Annotated in this window: 22 protein-coding genes; 12 read left to right on the forward strand and 10 right to left on the reverse strand. The window is 65.9% G+C overall.

Annotation, left to right across the window (positions count from 1 at the left end; translation table 11 throughout):
* Window positions 1-225 precede the first annotated feature (225 nt).
* The 9 genes from glgX (at window position 226) to C8D95_RS14560 (ending at window position 13,194) form a co-directional block, all read left to right on the forward strand.
* Window positions 226-2,322 (forward strand): glycogen debranching protein GlgX, encoded by a 2,097-nt coding sequence (gene glgX, locus C8D95_RS14520; protein WP_109759899.1) that lies wholly within the window; start codon window positions 226-228, stop codon window positions 2,320-2,322.
* Window positions 2,315-4,039 (forward strand): malto-oligosyltrehalose trehalohydrolase, encoded by a 1,725-nt coding sequence (gene treZ, locus C8D95_RS14525; protein WP_109759900.1) that lies wholly within the window; start codon window positions 2,315-2,317, stop codon window positions 4,037-4,039. Before glgX ends, treZ begins: the two co-directional genes overlap by 8 nt.
* Complete coding sequence (malQ, locus tag C8D95_RS14530) at window positions 4,036-5,853, forward strand: 4-alpha-glucanotransferase (RefSeq protein ID WP_109759901.1); 1,818 nt, start codon at window positions 4,036-4,038, stop codon at window positions 5,851-5,853. Before treZ ends, malQ begins: the two co-directional genes overlap by 4 nt.
* Window positions 5,850-8,156: a malto-oligosyltrehalose synthase gene (gene treY, locus C8D95_RS14535; RefSeq protein WP_109759902.1), complete on the forward strand. Its 2,307-nt coding sequence runs from the start codon at window positions 5,850-5,852 to the stop codon at window positions 8,154-8,156. Before malQ ends, treY begins: the two co-directional genes overlap by 4 nt.
* A 156-nt stretch (window positions 8,157-8,312) precedes the next feature.
* Complete coding sequence (locus C8D95_RS14540) at window positions 8,313-8,786, forward strand: hypothetical protein (RefSeq protein ID WP_109759903.1); 474 nt, start codon at window positions 8,313-8,315, stop codon at window positions 8,784-8,786.
* A gap of 451 nt (window positions 8,787-9,237) precedes the next feature.
* Window positions 9,238-10,164: a rhamnan synthesis F family protein gene (locus tag C8D95_RS14545; protein ID WP_164721732.1), complete on the forward strand. Its 927-nt coding sequence runs from the start codon at window positions 9,238-9,240 to the stop codon at window positions 10,162-10,164.
* Complete coding sequence (locus C8D95_RS14550) at window positions 10,161-11,027, forward strand: hypothetical protein (protein WP_126918594.1); 867 nt, start codon at window positions 10,161-10,163, stop codon at window positions 11,025-11,027. The genes C8D95_RS14545 and C8D95_RS14550 overlap by 4 nt, the downstream gene beginning before the upstream one ends.
* The gene (locus tag C8D95_RS14555) at window positions 11,024-12,229 is read left to right on the forward strand and encodes an FAD-dependent oxidoreductase (RefSeq protein ID WP_109759906.1); all 1,206 of its coding nucleotides are present in this window, start codon (window positions 11,024-11,026) and stop codon (window positions 12,227-12,229) included. Before C8D95_RS14550 ends, C8D95_RS14555 begins: the two co-directional genes overlap by 4 nt.
* Window positions 12,226-13,194: a glycosyltransferase family 2 protein gene (locus C8D95_RS14560; protein WP_164721731.1), complete on the forward strand. Its 969-nt coding sequence runs from the start codon at window positions 12,226-12,228 to the stop codon at window positions 13,192-13,194. Before C8D95_RS14555 ends, C8D95_RS14560 begins: the two co-directional genes overlap by 4 nt.
* Here the strand turns inward: C8D95_RS14560 and C8D95_RS14565 are convergent.
* From C8D95_RS14565 to ehuB, 10 genes are all read right to left on the reverse strand, one after another.
* Window positions 13,127-14,155 (reverse strand): sulfotransferase family protein, encoded by a 1,029-nt coding sequence (locus C8D95_RS14565; protein ID WP_109759907.1) that lies wholly within the window; start codon window positions 14,153-14,155, stop codon window positions 13,127-13,129. The two genes, C8D95_RS14560 and C8D95_RS14565, sit on opposite strands and share 68 nt — an antisense overlap.
* Window positions 14,156-14,223: 68 nt before the next feature.
* Complete coding sequence (locus C8D95_RS14570; RefSeq protein ID WP_109759908.1) at window positions 14,224-15,597, reverse strand: aspartate aminotransferase family protein; 1,374 nt, start codon at window positions 15,595-15,597, stop codon at window positions 14,224-14,226.
* 30 nt (window positions 15,598-15,627) lie between these two features.
* Window positions 15,628-17,103 carry an NAD-dependent succinate-semialdehyde dehydrogenase gene (locus C8D95_RS14575; RefSeq protein WP_109759909.1) on the reverse strand — a complete coding sequence of 492 codons (1,476 nt, stop codon included), beginning with the start codon at window positions 17,101-17,103 and terminating at the stop codon, window positions 15,628-15,630.
* 113 nt (window positions 17,104-17,216) lie between these two features.
* Window positions 17,217-17,696 carry an Lrp/AsnC family transcriptional regulator gene (locus C8D95_RS14580; protein ID WP_109759910.1) on the reverse strand — a complete coding sequence of 160 codons (480 nt, stop codon included), beginning with the start codon at window positions 17,694-17,696 and terminating at the stop codon, window positions 17,217-17,219.
* Between the two features lie 4 nt (window positions 17,697-17,700).
* Window positions 17,701-18,687 carry a cyclodeaminase gene (locus C8D95_RS14585; protein WP_109759911.1) on the reverse strand — a complete coding sequence of 329 codons (987 nt, stop codon included), beginning with the start codon at window positions 18,685-18,687 and terminating at the stop codon, window positions 17,701-17,703.
* Window positions 18,677-19,684 (reverse strand): hydroxyectoine utilization dehydratase EutB, encoded by a 1,008-nt coding sequence (eutB, locus tag C8D95_RS14590; protein ID WP_109759912.1) that lies wholly within the window; start codon window positions 19,682-19,684, stop codon window positions 18,677-18,679. Before eutB ends, C8D95_RS14585 begins: the two co-directional genes overlap by 11 nt.
* Complete coding sequence (gene ehuA / locus C8D95_RS14595; RefSeq protein ID WP_109759913.1) at window positions 19,685-20,497, reverse strand: ectoine/hydroxyectoine ABC transporter ATP-binding protein EhuA; 813 nt, start codon at window positions 20,495-20,497, stop codon at window positions 19,685-19,687.
* Between the two features lie 2 nt (window positions 20,498-20,499).
* The gene (ehuD, locus tag C8D95_RS14600; protein ID WP_109759914.1) at window positions 20,500-21,168 is read right to left on the reverse strand and encodes an ectoine/hydroxyectoine ABC transporter permease subunit EhuD; all 669 of its coding nucleotides are present in this window, start codon (window positions 21,166-21,168) and stop codon (window positions 20,500-20,502) included.
* Window positions 21,165-21,830 (reverse strand): ectoine/hydroxyectoine ABC transporter permease subunit EhuC, encoded by a 666-nt coding sequence (gene ehuC, locus C8D95_RS14605; protein ID WP_109759915.1) that lies wholly within the window; start codon window positions 21,828-21,830, stop codon window positions 21,165-21,167. The genes ehuD and ehuC overlap by 4 nt, the downstream gene beginning before the upstream one ends.
* Window positions 21,831-21,889: 59 nt before the next feature.
* Entirely contained in the window at window positions 21,890-22,732 is an 843-nt protein-coding gene (ehuB, locus tag C8D95_RS14610; RefSeq protein WP_109759916.1) for an ectoine/hydroxyectoine ABC transporter substrate-binding protein EhuB, read from the reverse strand.
* Window positions 22,733-22,918: 186 nt separating this feature from the next.
* On the opposite strand from ehuB, the gene C8D95_RS14615 reads away from it, so the two are divergent.
* The 3 genes from C8D95_RS14615 (at window position 22,919) to C8D95_RS14625 (ending at window position 26,031) form a co-directional block, all read left to right on the forward strand.
* Window positions 22,919-24,103, forward strand: coding sequence for a M24 family metallopeptidase (locus tag C8D95_RS14615; protein ID WP_109759917.1), 1,185 nt, complete (start codon window positions 22,919-22,921; stop codon window positions 24,101-24,103).
* 4 nt (window positions 24,104-24,107) lie between these two features.
* Complete coding sequence (gene argE / locus C8D95_RS14620) at window positions 24,108-25,268, forward strand: acetylornithine deacetylase (protein WP_109759918.1); 1,161 nt, start codon at window positions 24,108-24,110, stop codon at window positions 25,266-25,268.
* A 76-nt stretch (window positions 25,269-25,344) separates the two neighbouring features.
* Window positions 25,345-26,031 (forward strand): GntR family transcriptional regulator, encoded by a 687-nt coding sequence (locus tag C8D95_RS14625; protein ID WP_109759919.1) that lies wholly within the window; start codon window positions 25,345-25,347, stop codon window positions 26,029-26,031.
* The last annotated feature ends 95 nt before the right edge of the window (window positions 26,032-26,126 follow it).

Below are 26,126 nucleotides of genomic sequence, written 5' to 3' on the forward strand. Positions count from 1 at the left end.
TATTCCTGGCGGCTGCGCTTTGGGCAAGGGCTCGAACCTGACTGGTCATTTGCAGCTCAGGTTCGCCTGAGCGGACAGCGCACGAAGGCCGTAAGAGCTGGGTACGGCTTTCCCAAGCGCTGATTGTACAAAGTGCCGCCCCTGGGAAACATGGTCGGACGGTCTAGACCGTCCGTCTTTTGACGCTACTCTTTACGGTCTTCCACTATTCGGAGTACCTCGACCATGAACGCTCCCGCAGCGATCACCAAACGTCCGGTCCTTGCGGGGTCGGACGTCCCGCTTGGCGCGACGTGGGACGGCTCCGGCACCAATTTCGCTCTCTTTTCGGCCCATGCGGAAAAGGTCGAACTCTGCCTGTTCGACAACCGTGGTCGCCGCGAGATCGAGCGCATCGAGCTGCCCGAGTTCACCCACCAGGTCTGGCACGGTTACCTGCCCGACGTCCGACCCGGACAGCTTTACGGCTATCGCGTTCACGGTCCCTACGCGCCCGAGGCAGGACACCGTTTCAACCCGAACAAGCTTTTGCTCGACCCCTATGCCCTCCAGCATAAGGGCGACCTGCGCTGGCACGAGTCCCTGTTCGGCTACCGTCTGGGCCACGACAAGGCAGACCTGTCGTTCGACCGCCGCGACAGCGCGTTCGTGATGCCAAAGTGCGTCGTCGTCGATGGAGCCCATACGTGGGGCGGGGACATCCGGCCCGGCGTGCCGTGGGGTCGCACGATCGTCTACGAGGCACATGTGGGCGGCATGACGATGGGCCATCCGGACATTGAACGGCCCCTGCGCGGCACCTTCGAGGGACTTGCCGATCCTCGCGTGATCGACCACCTCGTCAAGCTCGGCGTCACCTCGCTGGAATTGCTGCCGGTCCAGGCCTTCTATGACGAGGGCCACCTGACCGAGAAGAACCTCGTCAATTGGTGGGGCTACCAGACACTCGGCTTCTTCGCCCCGGCTCCCCGCTACCTCACGACGGACGGCAGCCTGCACGAATTCAAGCTGATGGTCCGCCGACTGCACGAGGCGGGCATCGAGATCATCATGGATGTCGTCTACAACCACACCGCCGAAGGGTCCGAGCGTGGGCCGACCATGTCTTTCCGCGGGATCGACAACGCGTCCTACTACACGCTGGCCGACGATCCGCGTCACTATTTCGATACCACCGGCTGCGGCAACTCGCTGAACCTGCGGAATTCGCGCGTGCTTCAGATGGTCATGGACTCGCTGCGGTACTGGGTCGAAGTGTGCCATGTCGACGGCTTCCGCTTCGACCTCGCGACGACTCTGGGCCGCGACCGCGACCACTACAGCGAGCATGCGATCTTTCTCGAGGCAGTGCGACAGGACCCGATCCTGGCCGGCGTGAAGCTTATCGCCGAGCCCTGGGACACCGGCCCGAACGGCTATCAGGTGGGCAACTTTCCCCCGGGCTGGTCGGAATGGAACGACCGTTACCGCGACACCACCCGCGCCTACTGGAAGGGCGACGAGGGCATGCTGCCCAAGATCGCCAATGGCCTTCTCGGTTCGGCCGACACTTTCTCGCACGACGGGCGCCGCCCGTGGGCGAGCATGAATTTCATCACCGCGCACGACGGGTTCACGCTGATGGACCTCGTTTCCTACAACGAGAAGCACAACGAGGCGAATGGCGAGGACAACCGCGACGGCCATTCCCACAACCTCAGTTGGAACTGCGGTGTCGAGGGCGAGACAGACGACCCCGACATCATCGCCCTGCGCGACCGTCAGCGGCGCAACCTGATGGCGACGCTCCTGTTCAGCCAGGGAACGCCGATGCTGCTGATGGGCGACGAGCGCGGGCGAAGCCAGGGCGGCAACAACAACTCCTACTGCCAGCCGGGCGAAATGAACTGGTTCGACTGGGACACCTCCGAACGAGACCGCGACTTCGAGGCTTTTGTCCGCGGCCTGATCCGCATCCGGAAAAGCCGCGGTCTCTTCCTCGCCGATCGCTACCTGCACTCCGGACCCGACGCGCGGCACAACCGCTTTGCCAGGTGGCTGCGCCCTGACGGCCAGCAGATGGAGGACAGCGACTGGGACAACGGGATCAGCCGGTCTGTCGGCCTGCTTCTGCACGAGCGTGAGACGTTTCTTCTGATGCTGCTGAACGCGAGTGATGGCGATCTCGATTTCGTCCTTCCAGGCGGGGATGAGCGGGACTGGCAGCAGCTGGTCGACACCTACGAGGCCGTGGCCGATCCGACGGGGCAAACCATCATCACCGGCGCGACGGTCAAGCTGCCGGCCCGCACGCTGATGCTGCTGGAAACCGACCGTGGCTGACATCGCCTACACATGGGGTGCCGGTCCGTCCGGGGAAGGCAAGTGGCGGTTCCGGCTTTGGGCGCCGGGACTGGAACGGCTGTTGCTGCGATTGAACGGTGGCGATCACGCGATGGAGGCCGTCGGCGATGGTTGGTTCGCGCTCGAACGGCCGGCGGAGGAGGGCGATGCCTACGGCTTTGTCCTTTCCGACGGGCTGGTCGTGCCCGACCCGGCGGCGCGCCGCCAGCAGAAGGGTGTCCACGGGCTGTCCCTCGTCACCGCTCCACGCCGGGGCGAATTCTGGGCGGGACGCCCCTGGGAAGAGACGGTGATCTACGAATTGCATGTGGGCACCTTCACCCAGGCAGGGACCTACACTGCCGCTGCGGCTGAGCTCGACCGGCTTGCGGCTCTCGGTATCACCGCCATCGAGCTATTGCCGGTTTCCCAGTTCGGCGGTGAACGCGGCTGGGGCTATGACGGGGTGCTGCCCTATGCGCCGCACCCGGTCTATGGCACGCCCGACGACCTCGCCGCCTTCGTCGCCGCCGCGCACGAGCGTGGGCTGATGGTTCTCCTCGACGTCGTCTACAACCACTTCGGTCCCGACGGGAACTACCTCCACGCCTACGCGCCAGGCTTCTTCGACGAACATCGGCACACGCCCTGGGGCGCGGGGATCGACTACCGCGAGCCCCCCGTCCGCCGCTTCTTCATCGAGAACGCCCTCTACTGGCTCGCCGAATACGGCTTCGACGGTCTGCGCCTCGATGCGATCGATCAGATCGAGGACCCGTCCAATCCCGAGCTGCTGGTCGAGCTGGCGCAGGAGTTGCGCGCGCGTCTCGACCGGCCGGTGCATCTGACGACCGAGGACAACCGGAACGTCACGCACCTCCACGAGCGCAGGCAGGACGGCGAGATCCTGCTCCATTCGGGCGAATGGAACGACGATTTCCACAACGCCGCCCACGTTCTCGCCACGGGTGAGAGCGAGGGTTACTACCGCGACTATGCCGGCGACCCTCTCGGCCTCCTGGGCCGTTCACTTGCGGAGGGGTTTGCCTTTCAGGGCGAGACCGGGCGGGGCGAGCCCTCCGCCCACCTGCCGCCGACGGCCTTCGTGGACTTCCTGCAGAACCACGACCAGACGGGCAACCGCGCCCGCGGCGAGCGGCTTGCGACGCTGACCGACCCGGAGACGCTGGAGGCGCTGACGGCGATCCTCTTGTTGTCGCCGCACATCCCGATGCTGTTCATGGGCGAGGAATACGGAGAGACCCGCCCGTTCTGCTTCTTCGCCGGCTTCGAGGGCGAGCTTGGCGAGGCCGTGCGCAAGGGGCGCCGCGAGGAATTCAGGGGCTTTGTCGGCTTCGACAACGTGCCCGATCCGATCTCGGCTCAGACGATGGCCGCCTCGACGCTCGACCCGGCGCGGCGCGACAGCAGGGCAGGGCAGGACGCCCAGGAGCGGGTGAAACGGTTGCTGCACCTGCGCCATACCGAAATCGTGCCGCGCCTTGCCGGGACGGGTGGCGGCGCCGGGCGGTTGCTGGCGGCCGCTGATGGAGCACTTGCAGTGGACTGGCAGCTCGACGGAGGGTTGCTGCAGTTGCGGGCCAACTTCGCAGACGCACCGCGCGAGTTGCCGGCGGTGGACGGCACGGAACTGCACAAGGTGGGGGAGCTTGGCGCGCCAAAAAGCGCAGTGCACTGGCTGCGGGTGTCCGCATGAGTGCCCAGCTCGATCGGCTCGCGCGCCACCATGGCGTCACGCTTGCTTACGACGACCCCTTCGGCGACGGCAAACGACCCGTGCCGGACGCGACTAAGCGGCTGATCCTGGACGGTCTCGGGCAAGACCCGGACGGACCGCCGCATGGGCTGCCCGCGCCGCGGCGCATGAGCGTGCCCGAGGGCGCTCGCTGTTACACGCCACCTTCGCTCGCGCAATCGCCCGGCTGGGGCATCTTCTGCCAGCTCTATGAACTCCGCTCGTCCCGCAACTGGGGGATCGGCGACTTCTCCGACCTCGAGATGCTTGCAGGGATCGCCGGCCGGGCCGGGGCCGATTTCCTTGGCATCAACCCTGTCCACGCCCTGTTCCTCGCGGCTCCGGACCGGCGCAGCCCCTTCTTCCCGTCGAACCGCCGCTTTCTCAATCCGCTCTACATCGCCCCCGACAGGCTTGGCCTCGAGGCGACCGACGAGGTCGCAACTCGGCGCGAGGCGGATCTGCTGGACTACCCGGCCCTCGTGGCGGTCAAGCTGTCCGCGCTGCGCGAGGCCTTTGACGCTGGTGTCCGCACCGAAGGGCTTGAAGCCTTCGCCGACGGAGAGGGGGAGGCCCTTGCGAGGCACGCGTTGTTCGAGGCGATCTCGGCCCGCATGGTGGCGGAGGGACGCGGCGCGGGCTGGCGAGACTGGGAAGAGGCACTGCAGGTTCCCGAGAGCGATGCCGTGGCCGCCTTGCAGGTCGAGCTTGCCGACGAGGTCCGCTTCCACACCTGGCTTCAGATGATCGCACGCGAGCAGATAGGAGCCGCCGCCGACGCCGCCCGCGCGGCGGGAATGCGGATTGGCCTCTACCTCGACCTTGCCGTCGGCGAGGCGCCCGACGGCTCGGCCACCTGGTCGGGCGCGGCGGCGGCACTTCCGGGGCTGTCGGTCGGCGCGCCGCCCGACATGTTCGCCACCGAAGGCCAGAACTGGGGCCTCGCCGCCCCATCGCCCACCGCCTTGCGTGCCGCCGATTTCGCCCCCTTCCGGGACATGATCGAAGCGCAACTCCGCAGCGCCGGGGCGCTCAGGATCGACCATGCCATGGCGCTCTGGCAACTCTTCCTCGTTCCCGAGGGTGCGAGCCCGGCCGAGGGCACGCACCTGCGCTTTCCGTTCCAGGACATGGTGCAGGTGCTCGCGGACCTCAGCCAGCGGCACGAGGCGGTGGTGATCGGCGAAGACCTGGGTTTCGTGCCGAAGGGCTTTCGCCGCGCAATGGAGACGGCGAACATTCTCTCTTACCGGATCCTCGTCTTCGAGCAGACGGAGAAGGGATTCAAGGGCCTCGCGCGCTATCCCGAGGCCGCGCTCGCCTGCATCTCGACCCACGACCTGCCTGTCCTGTCGGCCTGGTGGCGCGGAGAGGATGTAGAGCGGCGGCGCGAGCACGGGCTTGTCGACGAGGAACGGTCCGACATGGATGCGCTTCATCGCAAGACCGAGCGCGACGACCTGCTGCGCGCTCTTCGTCGCGCGGGCGTCCTGAGCGGGCAGATCGATGTCGACGCGGCCGAGATGCCCCTTGGGGTGCTGGATGCCTGTCACCGCTTCCTTGCCCGCACGAAGAGCCGCCTCGTCGGCGTGCGGCTGGCCGACCTCGTCGGTCCCGCCGTGCCGACGAACCTGCCCGGCACGCTCGACCAGTACCCGAACTGGAGGCCGCGCAGTCCGACCGACCTGGACTCTCTCGAGACCCACCCCGTGTTCGCTGCCACCGCCGCGTTGATGCGGCAGGAACGTCCGCGCCCAGAGGACGCGACAGAATGACTCTCCCCACCGCGTGTTATCGCCTGCAATTCCGCAACGGCATGGACTTCGACCGTGCTGCCGGCCTCGTACCGTATTTCGCGCGTCTCGGTGTAAGCCACCTTTACGCCTCACCTCTGTTCACCGCGCAGCCCGGATCAACTCACGGCTACGACATCACCGATCCAAACGAGATCGACCCCGAGATTGGCGGCCGGGACGGGCTGAGAAGGCTTTCCGCTGTTCTCAAGGAGAACGGCCTCGGCCTTGTCCTTGATATCGTGCCCAACCACATGGCCTTTTCCGTCGCCACTCCCTGGTTGCGCGACGTGCTGCGCAACGGCGCCGAAAGCCGCTATTCCGGCCACTTCGACCTCGACCCCACCGCAGAACGCATCCGGCTGCCCTGGCTGACCGCGCCGTTCGAGAGCATCCTCGCGGGCGAGGGGGACGGCTTTTCGATCGACGACGATCCCGACGGGCCGGTACTCGTCACCGGCGGACTGCGTGTGCCGTTGGCAGAGACGGCCTCTCTAGACAAGGCGCGGGGTGGTGATCGAGACGCCCTGCGCGACCTCCACGCCGAGCAGCCGTGGCGGCTCGTCCACTGGCGCACCGAAAGCGACGCGCTCAGCCATCGCCGCTTCTTCAACGTCACCGGACTGATCGGCGTGCGCGTCGAGGATGCCGCGGTGTTCGAGGACGCCCACCGGCTGCTGTTCGAGCTTGTCGACGAGGGCGTCGTGGACGGCATCCGTATCGACCACGTCGACGGTCTTGCGGACCCGACCGGTTACCTCAGGCAGCTGCGCGAGCGTGTAGGCGACACGCCGATCTGGGTGGAGAAGATCCTCTCCGGGACCGAGATGCCGCCGCGCGAGTGGCCTATCGAAGGTACGACGGGCTATGTCGTCGCCAGGGCGCTGAACCGTCTCTTGACGGACGCCGAGGGACTGGGGCGGATCGAGGCGACGTACCTCGATGCGACGGGACGCACCGAGTCCGTCGAGGATGCCCTCTGGACTGCGCGCCGCCAGATTATGACGCACGACCTTGCGGCCGAGCTGTGGCAACTCTACCGCCAGTTTCACGAGATCGCGGCAGGCGACCCCGTGGGTGTCGAGTTCGGCCCGGAGAACCTGCGCGAGGCGCTTCTCGCCTTCATCGGCGCCTTCCCCCGCTATCGGACCTACATGACCGCCGAGACGATCACGGAGGACGACGTCAGGCTCGTCCAGCGTACCGGGGACCGCGCCGCCGAGCGCCTTCAGGACCCTGGGGCGCTGCCGTTTCTCGTGGACGTGCTGACCCGCCCCGGTGCGGCGACCGCCCGGTTCCGTCTGCGAATGCAGCAGGTGACGGGCGCGGCGGTGGCAAAAAGCCAGGAGGACACGGCCTTTTACCGGGAAGTGAAACTTCTTTCGGCCAACGAGGTCGGCGGCGAGCCGGACGACGATCCGCTCGGCTTCGAAGGCTTCCACCGCGCGATGGAGCGGCGTGCGCAGGTCATGCCCCACGGGCTGTCGCTCACCTCCTCGCACGATACCAAGCGCAGCGAGGACGCGCGGATGCGCATCGCCGCCATTACCCGCGAGCCTGCTGCCTTCGAGGCCTGGCACCGAATCTGCCGCGGTTTCGCTCCCGAGCGGATCAACGACAACCTCGTCTGGTATGTCGCCCAGACATTCATCGCCATCGACCAGGCGGACGGCGAATTCGCCGACCGTCTCGCCGATCACATCGTGAAGGCTTTGCGCGAGGCCAAGACGGAAAGCTTCTGGACCGCGCCAGATCTTGAACTCGAGGAGGCAGCGCAGACCTACCTGCGCCGTCTCGCCGCGCACTTCCCGCACCATGCCCGGGAAGTGGACCCGATCCTTGTCGAGGCCGACCGGATGTCGATGGTACAGACCGCACTGAAGCTGACCATCCCCGGTATCCCCGACATCTACCAGGGGTGCGAGCTTGCGTCCTACGCCCTGACCGATCCCGACAACCGCCGTCCGGTCGATTTCGACCTGCGGGCGCAGGCGCTCGAGGACCTGTCGGTGCTGTCTCGGCCGCTGGACTCGGTGAAGCTCGACCTCACTCGGGCTCTGCTCCGGGCGAGGCGCTCGCATCCCGAGCTGTTTCTCGACGGGACCTACAACCGGCTCGAGACGCCGGAGGGGGTTTTCGGCTTCGAACGGAAGCACGGTCAGCGGACCGTCTGCGTTGCGGTCAGCCTGCGCGAGAAGAGCTTGGACACTGTCTTGACGGGAACGCCGCTCTGGCCGCGCAAAAACGGGCCGGATTGTGCATCCGTGCGCATCACACTCGACTGATCCGACCCGGCGCGCGAGGCTCTGCGGCCTGTCCGTGTGGCGCTAGGTGGCGGGCTGTCGCCGTACTGACTGCGGACAGCCGTTCCGAGAGGAACACGCGCATCGTCCAAGGGTTTCCTCTGTGGCGAGGTAGAGCCGCAATGGAGGAGAGAAACGATGAAGATCGGAGCTATTGGATGTCTGGTCGCCGCCTGCACCATCGGTGCAGCGGCGGCTCCGGCTTGGGCCGATTGTCAGGAAGAACTGGCGCAGCTTCAGGGCGAGGTTCAGCCTGAGGGAGGCGGTATTTCCAAGGACGGAAGCCTGGCCCCCCTCGAAGAAAGCAGTACCGCTGCCAAGGCGCCTGCGACTGCCACGGACGGAGCAGGTGGGGCGGACACGGCAAATGCCGAGGGCACCGTTGTCAAGGATGGCAGCGAAACGCCGCTCGAGACGGACTTGTCCGGCATCGCGACCTCCGGACAAGAAGCTGCTGCGCAGCAGGATGAGGCAGCACCGGGTCAGACAGGCGACAGCTCGGCTGCCATGTCACCAGAGGCTGAAGCGGCTCTCGAGCGTGCTACGGCTGCGCTCCAGGCCGGAGACGAGGCCGGCTGTATGGAGGCTGTCGAAGAGGCCAGGAGCCTTTGAACTGCAGGTGCGAGCGGTATCTCCGGATATGCGCTTGCACCACCTCGCTACGGATATTCTATCGAAGATTTGGCTCGTCACTGTAAATCCTTAATTCGGGACGGTCCTCGACTGCGGATGCATGGCGAGGAAAAGACTGGAAAACCGCGCCGCTCCGCTTCAAAACCTTCCCTGATGCTATCCGGAGCCCACCGGAGGCCGTGGCTCATGTCGCAGGTCGACTTGCTGCCCCACGCACGGAGCGATGCGAGATATGCAGGGATGGAAGCTGCGGCGAGAACTCCGGCGACTGGCGCGGCAGCTTCACGGCGCGCTCACCTCTCCGCTTGAAGCTGTCGTCCGGGCACGTCGGTCGCGTGCCGTATTGTTCGGTTCTGAGCGGTCCACAATTCTCGGCGGGACGAAGGTCGCAATCTTCGTACTTTATCAGCCCGGTGGCGTCCCGGAGAGTGTGTTTGCGACCGTTGGATACCTCGCAAGCGCGGGCTATGGCGTCATCGCGGTCTCAAATGCGCCTCTCGGCGATGTGGACCGTGAGCGGCTCAAAGCGGTAACGGTCGATGTCGTCGAGCGGCCGAATTTCGGTTACGACTTCGGAGCATACCAGGAGGTTATCCTGTCGCTCCAGGATCGGATCGAGCACATCGAAGCGCTTCTGCTGATGAACGACAGCGTCTGGTTTCCATTTCTGCAGGACGGCGTCTCGATCCGAGCCGTCGAGGAACTGCCGCTCGACGTCGTCGCAGCGCAAATTTTTGGCGAACGGCTGCTTGCGACAGGGCGCTCGCCGCGTTCATACCCGATCTTGGGATCGTATTTTCTTCTTTTCCGGAAGCCAGCCCTTGCCCATCCCGTCTTCCTCGATTTCTGGCGCGCCTACAGAATGAGCTCGAACAAGGACAAGACCGTGAGACGCGGAGAGCGGGAGTTGTCCCGGCGCCTTCAGGACGCAGGGCTGGCCTGTGGCGGGCTTCTCTCAGACAGACAGTTCGAGGAGACTTTGAGAAGCCTTTCGGGCGAGAGATTGCGACAGGCCGTTGAGGAACTGGTTTGCCTGTCGTCTGCTGCCGAACGGAGCCGGTCCGACTTGCTTTGCGCAACCGGCGATGTGGGCGAGCAGATGCGGGCGCTCCTTCTCGACGTCTCGGCGACCAAGAACGTTCTCGGCTCCTCGCCGCTTGTGTGTCTCGAGGTGATGCGGGCAGGTTTTATCAAGAAGAACAACGACATGCTCTATCGCCTGGCTCGCCAGAGGATCGCGGACGCGCTGGAACAGGGCCGTCTCGCCGATGCGAACCCCATCATGGCCCGTGAACTTCTGGAGCGCGCCGCGCTGGACAGAGGCAAGCCTGAGCTTGCAGCGGCAGTCCCTGCGTGAGCCCGGGTGAGCCAACCTCTGGGCGCATCGTTTGCGTTGCCGAGGCGGATCTGCGTTTCCGCGACCAGACCATACGTTGGTTCCTCTCCCTGACGCAATTGGCCAAGGTGCCCGTCGAGCGGTTGTCGCTCGTCTTCGCGGGCGTGGGCGAGCCGCCGGCCTGGGCGATGCCGTTTCGGCGGGCGGGGCTCGACCTCGGCACCGTCTCCCGCTTCGACGGTCGCAGCCCGCACTGCAACAAGATCGAGGCTTTGACCTACGCGGCGAAGCTCACGGCTGGTCCGGTGGTCGTGACCGATTGCGATATGGCGTTCCTGGAGGACCCGCTCGGCTTTCCCCAAGCTGCCGCCGCGGTCTCAGCCAAGCCGGTGGATCGTTCGAATCCTCCACTTCGGATCCTCGACACGCTCCTACGTGAGGCTGGCCTGCCGAAGCCGAGGACGACCCGGATTGCGGCTAAGCCCTGGCAGCGCACCTACCGAGGGAACTGCAACGGCGGCCTTGCCATCGTCGGTCCCGGCGTCTCAGGCCAGCTCGCCGAACGGTGGGCGTTCCGGGCCCGGTGGCTGCTGGATCGACGGAAAATTCTGGAAGGCTGGGCGGTCCACGTGGACCAGGTTGCCATGTTCCTTGCCATCGTGGACCTCGATCTGGAGATTGTGCCACTTGGGACGCGCCACAATTTTCCCATGCACCGGCGCCCGCCCGTATTTCCCGTCGATCCTGCGGCCCTGCATTACCACGACCGCGTGGACGGGCAGGGCTCCCTTCTCCCCGTCGGCCGAGGCGCCATCGATCGCCGGATCGACCAAGTGAACCGCATCCACTTGGCAGAACGATCGCAACTGGAGGTGCCCGCATGAGTGACGCTCAGGTCCTCGTCGCCGGGGGTGGCCTGACCGGCAGTCTCGCCGCCTGCATGCTGCACGACCGTGGCGCCAAGATCGCCATCGTGGACGCGGCGGGCGAGGTCATGCAGCGGGCCAGCCGCTGGAACGAAGGCAAGATCCATCTGGGATACACCTACGTCGGAACGGACAGCACGCAGACGGCCGAACTGATGCTCGCAGGCGCCGCAACGTTCCTGCCGACCATCGAACGCGTGACCGGGGCGGCCATTCCGGACCAGGCATTCACCAGCCCGATCACCTACATCGTCGACAGGAACTCGCTTTTCCCGCCCGATGTGCTGTGGGCCCGCAGTTGCGCCGTACATGCGCTTGTGAGAGCCGCGGCAGACGGGGCGCCTGGACTGATACCAGGCGGAGCGGACTGCGCAACGATGGTGCGGCTCGACCCGGACGAGGCGGCCGAGGCCACGGGCCAGCAGAACATCGCTGCCGCATGGACCACGCCGGAACGGGCGCTTTCGGCTCGCGTGCTCTCGGAGCAGATCGAAGTGGCTGTCCGAGCGCGCGGCATTCCGGTCATTCCCGGGCGAGTGGTGCGGGTTGCGAGGACCGCTGACCAGTGGCGAATGGAACTTGAATCCGGAGAGTCCCTGCAGGCACCCTCCATCGTAAACGCCCTCTGGGAGAGCCGGAGTGCGATCGACGCCGGGCTCGCGCCCGCGGCCCCGACGTCGATCCGATGGAAGGCGGGCGTCTTCGCGACGGGCCAGACGGCCTTCGCGGGCGTCGCGCCGTCGACGAGGATTCTTGGCGCTTACGGCGATGTCACGCCCTATGCCAATGGCGACGTCTATCTGAGCTGGTATCCAAGCAACATGATTGCGCGGTCCGACACCGGGACAGCCCCGGATGTTCCGGCCTTCGACGAGACTGTCATGAAGCGTCGCACGCTCGAGGGACTTCGGCTTCCGCACGACATCCTCCTCGAAGGGGACGGCCGTGTGGAGGTGCGTGGAGGCTATGTCGTCGCTCGCGGGCATGGCGACATCCGTGTGAAGGAGAGCCCGCTCCACGACCGAAGCCGCGCCTTCGCGACCGAACTGGCGCCAGGGTATGTAAGCGTGGACACAGGCAAGCTCACGACGGCGCCTCTTCTTGCCGAACGTGCGGCGCGCCTGGCTCTGGCCCATCTCGAAATCGGAGACTTCGCGTGACCGCAAGACTGCTGACTGTCCTGGTTCCGGCTTACCGTCCGGATCGCATCGTGGAAACGGTTCAGAGCCTGGCCGACCAAGGGTTCCAGGACTTCGTGGTGCGGGTCGGATACGATCGTGCGGACGACTATGAGCCACCGGATCTGCCGAGGGCGCAGTTTGATCTCGACGTCGTCCAGCACCCGCGACGGATGGGCTGGGTCGGCAACGCGAACGCGCTTCTGGCAACTGTGGATACGCCCTATTTCGTTGTGGTGGCGCATGACGACACTCTGTCGCAGACCTTCCTTGCCGACGCGGTTGAAGCCATGGAGCGCGAGCCCGATGCCGTCGTCGTTCATGGCGTCACAGAGCATCGAGGGATGGTCCGCGCCGGAGAGGTGTCGCAGACTGACGCGATCGTCGGCTCGGCCTTCGAGAGAATGTCCGAGTTCATCCGCCGGGGACCGCATCGCGCCGAGCTGGGCTGGCGGGGGCTGATCCGTCGCGAAGCGCTACCGACGGTGCCGCACCTTCGGACCAGGCTCTCCGACGGGCAGTTCTCGAACACCCTCTTCGCTCTCGAGCTTCTGTGTTACGGGGAGTCCGTGTCGTTGGACGGGATCCGCTACATCAAGAACACGTCCTCCAAAGGACTTAGCCGGGATCTTGTCAGCCGGTCAGCGGACGCGAAGTCACGGATGCTGGCGGACAACCTCGCCTGCCTTGCCGATGCGTTGGCAGCGGCCGGGGACCGGCTGGACCTCGACCAGCGCGAGCACCTTCTGACCGAGTACGCCCACTGGCTCCTGAAGCTGCAGGGGCCGTGGAACATTCTCGCCGACGAGAAGGATTCAAGCCGCAGGAAGCTTCGCGACGTCCGCGGGCAGGTCGCCAGCTTCGTGGCTCGGGCGCTGCTCAGTTCCGTGAGCGGACATGCTCGACCCACGGATGAAACGCCGGCCTCAGAGCGCCGTTCTTCTTGAAGACGGCGCGACGGAATGGCCGTCGCACCGTTTCGCCCTGCTCGAACAGAAGGGCGCGCATCCAAGGCCTCGGCATTCCGTCCGCGCGGAAGCCAAGGAAAGTTAGAAACGGATGGACGCGTCGAAATGCCTGTCGGCGCGCCTCGTCCAAGCGCCGGTCGATGCCGGGCGTTGCCTCGTCCAGGTCGCGGGCGATGGCGCGCAGCCGCTCCAGATCGTCCGGCCGTTGCGAACCCGCCGCCATTCGAAGGAATATCCGGTGCGCTTCCTCAGCCCGGAAGGGTAGCGGAGCGTCGAGTTGGGCGGTGCGTCCCATGAGCCTGCTTTCGATGAAGCTCGCATCAACGTCTGGCGCCGTAGGTCGATCCCCTGCAATCCCGAGCTGCATCTCCAGATCTCGAAGCTGACCGACGGGGTCCTCCATCAGCCGATCGACCGCGACGAAGGCCCTCGTCACCGATCGGCTCCTGCGCTCGGCTTCGAGCATGTGGCGAAGCCAGCAGGCAACGCCATGTTCGATATCAAGACCGTCGCGCGCTTGCAGTGACCGTGCCACGTCGGCGGGGGAACGGCAGACGATCGCGACCCGGGCGGACCAGCCGGCCCCCTCGGCGCAGGACAGCCAGAAGGGCAGATGCAGGCTCGTCCTCGGATCCTTGACGATGATGGTCGGCTTGGCGGGAAAGGCCGCGGTCAGGACCGACCCGGCGACGGCGGTCTCGTGTGCGTCCTGTATGTCAGCGACGGGTCGAGTGTGGAACCATTGGCGGCATCCCAGTCCAAGGAGCCGCTCGTTCAGGTCGACCACTTCACGCGCCTCGAAGGTGCCTTTCACGTTGTCGGGCGACGTCGGCAGCGGGTTCAGCGGTCCTGCATGCCCCGATTGAACCAGCGCGCCCGCAAGCGCACTGGTCCCGCTTCGATGCATGCCGACCACGAATACGACGACCTTGTTGCCCATCGCGAGAGCATGGCATTCGTCTTGCGGCCAATCACGCGAAATGAGCGTCTGGGACGCCCGATGTTCCTCTAACTCAATGTCGCTTCGACGGCGCGAACTGTCGCCTCGACAACCTTGTCTGCCTCTTCACGCGTCAGGCAAAGCGGCGGGGCGAAGCCCAGGATGTCGCCCTGCGGCATGGCGCGGGCAATGACCCTGTCCTGAGCCAAGAGCGTAGCGGCCATCTGCGGGACCAGCTTGCGCGCGGGGTCGAAGGGCCGCCGCGTGTCGCGGTCCTCAACGAACTCAACCGCACAGAGCATCCCCTCGCCGCGCACCTCTCCCACGTTCGGGTGGTCGGCAAGCGCCTCGCGCATCGTCCGGTTGAGGTAGCCGCCGACGTCGCCCGCGTTGGAGACGAGGCCCAGCTCGTCGATGAGCCGGAGGTTCGCGACCCCGGCGGCCGCCCCGATCGGGTGGGCGGAATAGGTCCAGCCGTGCCCGATGGGACCCAACGCGTCGGTGCCCTGTTCCAGCACTTTCCAGACGCGGTCCGAGACGATGGAACCCGAGAGCGGCGCATAGGCCGACGTCAGACCCTTCGCGATAGTGATGATGTCGGCTTCGATCCCGTAGTGGTCCGAACCGAACATCGACCCCAGCCGCCCGAAGCCGGTCACGACCTCGTCCGCTATGAGAAGGATGTCGTGCCGGCGCAGCACGGTCTGGATGGCCTCCCAGTAGCCCGCCGGCGGCGGAACGATCCCGCCCGTGCCCAGCACCGGCTCGCCGATGAAGGCGGCGATGGTGTCGGCACCCTCGCGGTCGATCAGCGTCTCCAGCTCGGCCACGCAATGCGCGGTGAAGTCGGCTTCGGTCATCTCGGCCTTCGGGCGGCGATAGTAGTAGGGCGCCTCGGTGTGGATCACCTGCGGCAGCGGCAGATCGAACGCCTTGTGGAACAACTCGAGCCCGGTGAGCGAGCCGGTCATCAGCCCCGATCCGTGATATCCGCGCCAGCGCGAGATGATCTTCTTCTTCTCGGGCCGCCCGAGCACGTTGTTGTAGTACCAGACGAGCTTGACGTTCGTCTCGTTCGCATCCGACCCGCCGAGACCGAAATAGACCTTCGACATGTTGGAGGGCGCGCGGTCGAGGATCATCTTCGCCAGCGTGATCGACACTTCGGTGCCGTGACCGACATAGGCGTGATAGTAGGCGAGCTCCTTCGCCTGCGCGGCGATGGCCTCGGCGATCTCGGGCCGGCCGTAGCCTACGTTCACGCAATAGAGCCCGGCGAAGGCGTCGAGAAATCGGGTGCCGTCGCGGTCCTCGATATAGACGCCGTCTCCGCCGCGCATGATCCGCGTCGTGGTCTCGCCGCGCGCGTGTTGGGCGAGGTGCGTCGAGGGGTGGAAGAAGTTCTCGCGGTCCCAAAGGGCCAGTTGGTCGTTTGTCAGCATGGTGGTTCCTTCCTAAAGCCCCAGACTGGTTCAAGCCCAGTCGCGGCACACATATTTGACCTCGGTGAATTCCTCCATCCCGAGGCGCGAGCCCTCGCGGCCGAGGCCTGACTGCTTCATGCCGCCGAAGGGAATGGGCGGGCCGGTCACCTTCGTCCGGTTCACTGCGACCATCCCGTATTGAAGCGCGCGCGACAGCCGGTAAATCCGGCGCGGGTCGGAGGTGTGCAGGTAGGCGACGAGGCCGTATTCGGTGTCGTTGGCACGTCCGAGAACCTCGTCCTCGGTGTCGAAGGGCAGGATCGCCGCGACGGGACCGAAGGTCTCCTCGCGCAGGATCGCGGCGCCTTCGGGGACATCGGTCAGGACGGTCGGCGCATAGAACAGCGGGCCGAGCGGAAGCCTCCGCCCGCCGCAGGCAAGACGCGCGCCGCGGCCCAGCGCGTCGGCGACATGAGCCTCCTGCTTGGCGACGGTCGCCTCGTTCATCAGGGGGCCGATGTCGCCGTCATCCATTCCCGGCGCGACGCGCAGCGCCTCGGTCGCCGCAACGAACCTCTCGCAAAAGGCGTCGTAGACTGGCCGCTCCACATAGATGCGGTTGGCGGCAAGGCAGTCCTGACCGGATGTCGCGAACTTGGCCTTCATCGTCTCGGCGACAGCAGTGTCGAGGTCGGCGTCCGCGAAGACGATGACCGGCGCGTGGCCGCCCAGCTCGAGCACCAGCCGCTTCACCGTGTCGGCCGACTGACGGTAAAGAAGCCGCCCCACCTCGGTCGATCCGGTAAAGGACAAGGCGCGGACGCGGGCATCGCGCGTCCAGGGCTCGACGATCTCGGGCGCATGGCCGGTCACGATGTTGAAGACGCCCGGCGGCAGGCCCGCGCGCTCGGCAAGCTCGGCGAGCGCGAGGGCCGAATAGGGCGTCTCGGCGGAGGGGTGGCAAACCACAGTGCAACCGGCGGCAAGCGCGGCAGCCGCCTTGCGCGTCAGCATCGCGCAGGGAAAGTTCCAGGGAGTGACGAGAGCAGCGACCCCCACCGGCTCGCGCCACAGCTCGACCTCGGCGTCGGGAAGGTGGCTCGTCACCCCCTCGATGTTCGGACGCTTCGCCTCCTCCGAGTAGAACTCGACGAAGGCGGCGCCGTAATCGATCTCGCCCTGCGCCTCCGACAGCGGTTTGCCCTGCTCCAGGGTCATGATCCGGGCGAGGTCTTCGCGGTTGGCCGCGATCTCGTCGAACCAGCGGCGAAGCAGCCGGGCGCGGTCCTGCGGCAAGCGTCCCGCCCAGCCGGCGAAGGCCGCCTGCGCCGCGTCCACGGCGATTGTCGCCTCCTCACCCGACAGCTTTGCCACGTCGCCCAGCGTGTCTTCCGTCGCCGGATCGGTGACCCGGAACGTTGCGCCTGACGCGGCGTCGCGCCACTTGCCGCCGACATAGGCGAAGGACCGGACAAGCCGCTTGTCCGCGATATCGGCGCGTGCCGAGAGTGCCGTGGCGGTCATCGTTCGCTCCTCCTCGCTGACGTCAGTATGGGGCGTCTCAAGGGGTCGATGCGGCTGTTCTCGCGGCGCGTTGCAGAGGAATCCTCTGGCAGCGGCCTATACGTCAGGCAAGGTCACCCGGCGGCCAGCAGCACTTCGAACGGCGGCGGCGACGGCCCTTTCACCGGCTTCGTCACGATGTAGGTGAAATAGCGGGCAAGCCCGATCCGGGCGTCGAGCATCGTGTCGATGAACCGCTGGTAGGCGTCGATGTCGCGGGTGACGATCTGGAGGAGATAGTCGAACCCGCCGCCCAACGCCCAGCAGGCCACGACCTCGTCATAGCGCCGCATCGCGTCTTCGAAGCTGCGGAAGCGGGCCGCGGTGTGGTCAGCCAGTTCGGCTGCCACGAAGACCGTCACATGCGGCCCGAGCTTCTTCAGCGCGATCTCGGCGCGATAGCCCTCGATCAGGCCCGCCTGTTCCAGCCGGCGCATCCGGTCCCAGCACGGCGTCGGCGACAGACCCACGCGCTCGGCCAGCGCCGTCTTGGCGATCCGTCCTTCAGTGGACAGGACTCGCAGAATGGCAATATCACGCGCGTCGAGTTTCATGGCGTCAGGCCCGGATCACGGTGCCGGCGCCGGGGAAGCGGGCGCGGACATGCGCGGCGATGGCCGTGTCCTGCACGCCGGTGCCGGTCAGGTCGCAGATCGTGACGTCGGACTCCGATTGCCGTCCCGTGGCGCGGCCGAGGATCACGTCGCCCAGTTCCGGCGGCGTGCCCCTGTCCCACAGTCCGGCGGCGAGGGCGGCGCGCAGTTCGCCGCGCTCGGCGCACTGGCTGCCGCGGTCGCAGACATAGACATCGGCGCGGGAGAGGGCGGCAGGCTCGATCTCGCACTTGCCCTCCTGGTCGGAGCCCATGGCGGTGATGTGCAGGCCGGGGTGCAGCCAGTCGGCCATCAGCACCGGCTCTCGTGCCGGGGTGGTTGTGACCACGAGCTGAGACTTGGCGACAAGCGCGGCCGGATCGGCCACAGCCTCGGCCTCGACACCTAACCGCTGGCCCAGGTCGGCGGCGCAGGCGCGCGCCTTCTCGGCATCCCGCGCATGAACGAGCACGCGGGAGAATGGCCGCACCAGATGCGCCGCCTCGATCTGGAGGCGCGCCTGCACTCCGGCCCCGATGACGCCTGCGGTCTCGACCTGCGCCGGTGCGAGTTGGCGCGCTGCGACAGCGCCCGCGGCGGCCGTGCGAAGGTCCGTGAGATAGCCGTTGTCGAGGAAGACGGCCTCCACCAGCCCCGTTTTCGCCGAGAAGAGGATCATCAGGCCGTTGAGGCTGGGGAGCCCGATCTTCGGATTGTCGAAGAAACCGGGCGAGACCTTGATCGCAAAGCTCTCGACGCCGGGAATGAAGGCCGTCTTGACGTCGACTTCGCCATTCGCCTGCGGCAGGTCCATCGACAGGACGGGCGGCATCACCACACCACCTTCGGACAGTGCGGCGAAGGCCCGCTCGATCACGTCGACAAGTGCCAGGTCCAGCGTGACGATGTCCCGCAGCTCCGCCTCGGTCACGATGTGGATGTCATGCGGCATAGGCGCGCCCCTTCAGGGTCTGATCGCCGAGCGTAACGTCCTGCCCTGTCACGACCTGGGTAAAGACGTCCATGTCCAGATTGCGGCCGGTGACGATGGTGGCGATCGGTCCGCCGGCTGCCTGGACCTTGCCGTACAGGACGGCCGCCAGCCCCACGACCGCGCCCCCTTCCGCCACCATGCGGTCCTCGAAGTAGAGGACCTGCATTGCGTGCCGGATCTCTTCCTCGGTCACAAGGACAACGTCGTCGAGAAGATCACGGCAGAGGGGGTAGGAGAGCCGGTTCGCGAGCCCGATCCCTCCGCCGAGGCTGTCGGCGAGCGAGGCGTGCTCCGTCACCTCCACCGGCTGCCCGGCGCGGATCGAAGCGGCCATCGCTGCGCCGCGCTCCATCGTGACGCCGATCACGCGGACCTGCGGGTTGATCGCCTTGGCGGCAACCGCGACGCCCGCCGCCAGACCCCCGCCGGAGAGCGGGACGAGGATCGTGCCCAAATCCGGTCGCGCTTCCATCATCTCAAGCCCGATGGTCCCTTGCCCCGCGATCACGCGGGGGTCGTCGAAAGGGGAAATCTCGAGAAGCCCCTCCGCCTCGCAAAGCCGCAGGCTTTCGGCCATTGCGTCGTCCTGCGAAGTGCCGACGATCCGTACCTCTGCCCCAAGCGCACGGATGCCCTCGACCTTGGCTTCGGGCACGAGGCGCGACATGCAGACGACTGCCCGCAATCCCCGCCGGGCAGCGGCAAAGGCCACGCCCCGGCCGTGGTTCCCGGTCGAGCAGCAGGCGACCCCGGGTGCGTCGTCATCCAGTGCCGCGACCGCGTTCATGGCACCCCGTAGCTTGAACGCGCCGATCGGCTGCATCGTCTCGAGCTTGAGGAGAAACTCCCGCCCCGCTTGCGCCGACATGAAGGGCGACGGCACGAAAGGCGTCGCGTCGGCGACGCCCCTGATCGCGCTCCGGGCGGCGAGGATATCGGCGAGCGTGACGCTCATTCAGCCGGCGTCCTTCACCGCCGACAGGAATTGCTGCGTCCGCTCCTTCTGGGGGGTCTCGAACAGCTGCTCGGGCGGACCCTCTTCCTCGATCTTGCCCTGATAGAAAAAGCAGATGCGGTCCGAGATGTCCCGCGCGAAGCCCATCTGGTGGGTCACCATCAGCATGGTCAGGTTGTGCTCGGCGACGAGCTGCCGGATGACGTTCGTGACCTCGCCGATCACCTCGGGGTCGAGCGCCGAGGTTACCTCGTCGAACAGCATCACCTTCGGACGCATCGCAAGCGCCCGCGCGATGGCCACCCGCTGCTGCTGCCCGCCCGACAGACGCGACGGGTGCTGGTCCTTCTTGTCGATCATGCCGACCATTTCGAGCAGCTCTTCCGACCGCGCGCGCGCCTCACTCTTCGACATGCCCAGCACCTGCACCGGTCCTTCCATGCAGTTCTGCAGGGCCGTCATGTGCGGGAAGAGGTTGAAGTGCTGGAAGCACATCCCGATGGAGGATCGCGCCTTCCTCAGATACCGCTCGTTTGCCGGGACGAGCTTGCCGCCCTTTTCCATATGGGTCAGCGGCTTGCCGTCGACATAGATCACGCCCCCGTTGATCGTCTCGAGCGTCATCAGCATCCGCAGCACGGTGGTCTTGCCCGATCCGGAAGGGCCGATCACGGTCACCATCTCGCCCTCGGCCACGTCGAGGTCGAGCCTGTCGAGCACGGTGAGCGTCCCGTAGCGCTTGGTCACGTTCATGAACCGCACCATCGGGCGGTCGCCCTCGGGAAGCTCGAGCGGATAGTCGGACAGGTCCATGGCTAAAGTCCCAGCTTGCGGCGCACCCGCGCCTCGAACAGCCGGACGAAGCCGGCCGCAGGCAGCGAGATGGCGAGGAAGATGATGCCCACGAGAGTGTAGGGCTCGAGGAAACGATAGTTCTCGGAGCCGATGGCGTTCGCGGTGTGCAGAAGCTCGGCCACGCCGATCACGCTCAGCATCGGCGTATCCTTGAAGATGCCGACGAGGTAATTGCCCATGCCCGCGATCGACGGCGGCAACGCCTGCGGGATCACGATGCGCAGGTAGGTGTCTCGCGTCGACATGTTCAGGGCACGGCAGGCCTCCCACTGGCCTTTCGGCACGGCCTCGATGCCGCCTCGGTAGACCTCGGAGAGATAGGCCGAATAGTGAAGCCCGATGGCGATCATCCCGGCCGTCCAGGGAGACAGTCGCACTCCGAATTGCGGACCGACGTAGAAGACGAAGAAGATCTGAAGGACGAGAGGCGTCGAGCGGATGAATTCGACCACCTCGCGTACGGTGAAGGTCAGGGACCGGACAGGCGTCCGCTGGGCCAGCGCGAAGACCAGGCCCAGGACCACCGCGATGGCATAGCCGAGCCCCGCCGCGATCAGCGTGTTCACCGTTGCCGCAAGAAGGCGCGGCAGGATCTCGAAGGTGAATTCCCAATCCCAGTCGAACCTCATGCGCGTCCGAGCCTCCGCGCCATGACCCGCTCAAGCCAGCGCATGAAGGGTGTGATGAGGAAGCGTGCGAGGATGTAATAGATGATCAGCGCCGTGCCGAAGGCCTGGGCCGAAAGGAAGGTCGAGGCGTTGATCTGGCGGGTCTGGAACATCAGGTCCGCGACCGAAATGAGCGCCACGAGCGCCGTGCCCTTCAGAAGCTCGATCAGCAGGTTTCCCCAGGGCGGCAGCATCAGGACCAGCGCCTGCGGCAGGATGATCCGCCGCATCCGGCGGGCGGGCGACATGGACAGCGCATAGGCGGCTTCGTACTGACCCCTCGGTACCGCCTGGATCGAACCGCGCACGATCTCGGCGCCGTAGGACCCGATGTTCAGCCCGACCGACAGGAATCCGGCGGTGAACTTGTCGAGGGTGATCCCGAAAAGCGGCAGGACGTAGAAGAGCCAGAAGAGCTGGACCAGAAGCGAAGTGCCGCGGAAAATCTCGATGTAGGTGATCGCCACGCCACGGATCAGGACGTTCTTCGACAGCTTGCCAAGCCCTGCGGTCAGCGCCGCGAGGATCGCGACGACGACAGCCAGCAGGAACTGGATGACGGTCACCCAGGTGCCGCTGACGATCAGCGAACCGTAGGTTTGCAGGAATTCCAGGAGTGACATGCGTTTCTACCGCCGGATTAAGCGGAACGGGGGCGGGCGCGCCGCCCCCGTTGTCCGGGTCAGCGGTTCGCGCAGACCCATTCCGTGGTCACGTCGCCGGGCAGCGTGGCCTCGCTGTAGCCATACTCGGAAACGGCGGCCAGCATTTCCTCGGATCCCAGGTACTCGGCCTGCGCCTCGTTGAAGGCATCGACGAAGTCCTGGTCTTCCTTGCTGAAACCGATGCCCGCCCAGTTGAAGGAGTCTTCGGGCATGGCATTGGGGTCCGACACGTCAAGTTCGCCGCCTGCGCTGTCGGCGAGCTGCTTCATCGTGAAGTAGGTTCCCGCCCCGGCATCGGCGCGCTCCGCCCGGACAGCCGCGAGGATTTCGGTCGGCCCCGGAACCTGCATGATGTTGCCGTCCTCGACGCCCGCGTCGCGTGCTGCCTGGATGTTGGAGTAGCCCGCACCCGTCACCATCACGGCGCCCTGTTCCTTGATATCCTCGTAGTTGTCGAGGCCCTTGGGGTTGCCGGCGGGCACGAGGAAGCCGTCACCGATCCGCGCCATCGGCTCGGAGAAGGCGACGTTCTCGCAGCGTGCGGCGAGGATGTTCATGCCACCCGTGATGATGTCGAAGCGCCCGGCCTGGAGACCCGGGATCAGCCCGCCCCAGTCGGTCTGGACGGGCTCGATGTTCGTATATCCCATCTTATCCAGCACGCCGAGAGTGTGCGCGTTGACGAACCCGAGCGGCTCGCCGTTCGAACCGGGATAGGCGAACGGCAGTTCGTTGGCGAATCCGATGCGGATGGGCTCGCCCGCTTCGATGCGGTCCATAAGTGGCCCGGCGCTGGCCGCAAATACCGAGGTGCCGAGCATCAGCGCGGCGGCGATTGTGGTCTCAAGAGATTTCTTCATGGATCCCTCCGTTGTTGGACTTGGCGGAGCCTCGTGACCCGAGACTTTCTCTGTTGTGCACATCATTGCGGCCTCGGCTTAGGTGTCAAGAAATTTCCCTTCCAAAATTCCTCCAGTCAGGGCAATGATCCGCAATATTGCGGCTGCTTCGCGCATGATGTGTACAATTGAGGCTCCCAGAACCCCATGAGCTACGAAAACGCTCCTTTTTCGGCCGCCGAGTACGGCCGCCGACTCGACAAGACCCGCCGCGAGATGGAGCGGCGGGGAATCGACCTGCTCTTCATCACGGATCCCTCGAACCAGGCGTGGCTGACCGGTTACGACGGCTGGTCCTTCTACGTGCATCAGGGCGTGATCCTGCCTGGCGACGCCGACCCGATCTGGTGGGGCCGGATGCAGGACACGAACGGCGCCCGCCGAACGGTCTGGATGGAGAACGACCGCATCGCGGGCTATGCGGACACCTTTGTGCAGTCCACGACCTGCCACCCGATGGAGGATCTGGCCGGTCACCTGCGTCAGGAAGGCTTCGCAAAGGCGCGGATCGGCGTCGAGATGGACAACTATTATTATTCGGCGAAGGCGCACGCCGTGCTCGCCGCCGAATTGCCCGACGCGACGATGGTGGATGCCACAGGCCTCGTGAACTGGCAGCGGATGGTCAAGTCCGACGAAGAGATCATCTTCATGCGCAAGGCGGCCCGGATCTCGGAGAAGATCGTGCGCACGGGGATCGACCTGGCCCGACCGGGACTCCGTAAGAACGACCTTGTGGCCCAGATCACCCGCGCCGGGATCGAGGGCGTGGGTGACGACTGGGGAGACTATCCCGCCATTGTTCCCCTTACTCCCTCGGGACTTGATGCGACGGCTCCGCACCTCACCTGGAACGGTGAGCCGATGAAGACCGGAGAGGCGACATTCTTCGAACTTTCCGGCTGCTATCGCCGCTATCATGCGCCGCTCTGCCGGACGGTCTTCCTCGGCACTCCGCCCGACGACATGGTCCGCGCGTCGGACGCGCTGACCGAAGGTCTGGAAGCCGGGCTCGACGCCGCCCGTCCCGGCAACCGCGCCTGCGACATCGCCAATGCGCTCGGCGAGGCATTGACCCGCGTCGGCATCGAGCGCGGCAACCGCTGCGGCTATCCGATCGGCATCTCCTACCCGCCGGATTGGGGCGAGCGTACCGTCTCGCTCCGCCCGTCGGACGAGACGGTTCTTGAACCGGGGATGACGTTCCACTTCATGCCGGGCCTCTGGCTCGACCGCTGGGGGCTCGAGACGACAGAGCCGATCCTGATCCGCGAAAGCGGTCCGGCCGAGACGTTCTGCTCGGTCGAGCGGAAGCTCTTCGTGAAGGATTGACCCCGTGACGACGCTTGCCGAAACCAAGGTGCTGTTGGAGGAACTGGTGGCTTTTCCCACCGTGTCCTCCGACAGCAACATGGCGATGATCGCGCATCTCGCCTCGCGTCTCGACGGCTGTGGCGCGCGGGTCGAGATCTACCTCGACCCGTCGGGACAGAAGGCCAACCTCTTTGCGACGATCGGGCCGGAGACAGATGGCGGCATCGTCCTGTCGGGTCACACCGATGTCGTCCCCGTGGCGGATCAGGACTGGGCGACGGACCCCTTCTTGATATCCGAAGCCGACGGTAATCTCTACGGTCGGGGCACCTGCGACATGAAGGGCTTCATCGCGGCCGCCGTCGCGATGGCGCCGCGCTTCGCCGAGACCGTCCGTGACCGTCCCATACACTTCGCCTTCACCCACGACGAGGAGATCGGCTGCATCGGCGCTCGGGCGCTGGCGCAAACGCTGGGAGAGAAGGGGCTTCGCCCCTCGGTCGCGATCATCGGCGAGCCGACCTCGATGCGGATCGTCGAAGGCCACAAGGGCTGCTACGAGTACTCCACGCATTTCACCGGGCTCGAAGGCCACGGCTCCGCCCCCGACCGAGGCATCAACGCCGTCGAATACGCCGCGCGCTATGTCGCGCGGCTTCTCGACCTGAAGGAAGCGCTGAAGGCCCGCGCGCCGTCCCGAAGCCGGTTCGACCCGCCTTGGACCACGATCAACACCGGCGCCGTCATCGGCGGGCACGCTCACAACGTGATCCCCGGCCTGGCCCGCGTCGACTGGGAAATGCGCCCTGTCCAGGCGGGTGACGCCGAACTCGTCAAATCCGACCTCGCACGGTTCTGTGCCGAGACACTCATCCCAGCCATGCGCGCGGTTTCTCCCGACGCCGACATCGTCACCGAGACCATCGGCGAGGTCGACGGCCTCGTCCCAGCCGACGAGAACGAAGCGAAAGAGATCGTGATGGAACTCACTGGCGAGACGGAGGCCGATTGCGTGGCCTTCGGCACCGAGGGGGGCATCTTCCAGGCCATGGGAATGTCGGTGGTCATCTGTGGGCCGGGGTCGATCGCCCAGGCCCACAAGCCGGACGAATTTCTCGCGGAGGCTCAACTCTCGGACTGCCTGCAGATGCTCGACAGGCTTGGCGGCCGTCTTTCGCAGTGATGCGGGTCGGGCCTACCCTTTGCCCCTGCGGGCAAGGTCGTCTAGACCTTCGGCGCAAGGCGGCGGGAAGCAGGCGATGAACATTGAGGATCCGAAGGTTCCCGGCGGCGCGCGAAACCGGTTCGCACGGATGCACGACGAGATCCGCACGCGCATCTGTCTTCTCGACTATGCGCCAGGCATGCGTCTTTCCGAAGAGACGCTGGCGGCCGAATTCGGCGTAAGCCGCACGCCGTTGCGACGGGTGCTTGGCCGGCTTGAAGACGAAGGGCTCCTGAACTCGATGCACGGCGTCGGCACCTTCGTGACGGACGTCGATATCGCACAGCTCGCCCAGACCTATCGCCTGCGTCTCGAACTCGCCGAGCTGCTTGGAACGCTCGATCCCGTGCCGCCCTCGATCGACCTGCTCGAGGAATTCCGCACGCTCTCGGCGCGGTCGAAGGCGCTTATCGCCAGCCCCGACCCGCGGCACTTCGCGCAGCTCAACATGGATTACTTCCTGACGCTTCTGAAGCTGACGGCCAATGAACCGCTTCGCACGATCAGCGAGCGGCTCTATTTTCAGACGACCCGCATCTGGCTGAAGTCGGTTTTCGCGTCGCGCATCGACTTGCACGACGAGGTGGTGATCTTCGACCGCGAGATCGACGATGTCCTGCTGGCGGTCGAGATGAACGATCTCCACGCCGCCACCTTGATCCAGCGTGCGCATATCTCGATGAGCTTCGTCCGGATGACGGGCCCCAAGGATCCGGTGTAAGGCCCGGCGCGTCAGAGGCGGGTGAATTCCTCTTCGCCCAGGTCCTCGAGGATCATTCGGCGGGCGCGGCTGACGCGGCTCTTGACGGTGCCGAT

Source organism: Silicimonas algicola (assembly GCF_003148765.1).
GTDB lineage: Bacteria > Pseudomonadota > Alphaproteobacteria > Rhodobacterales > Rhodobacteraceae > Silicimonas > Silicimonas algicola.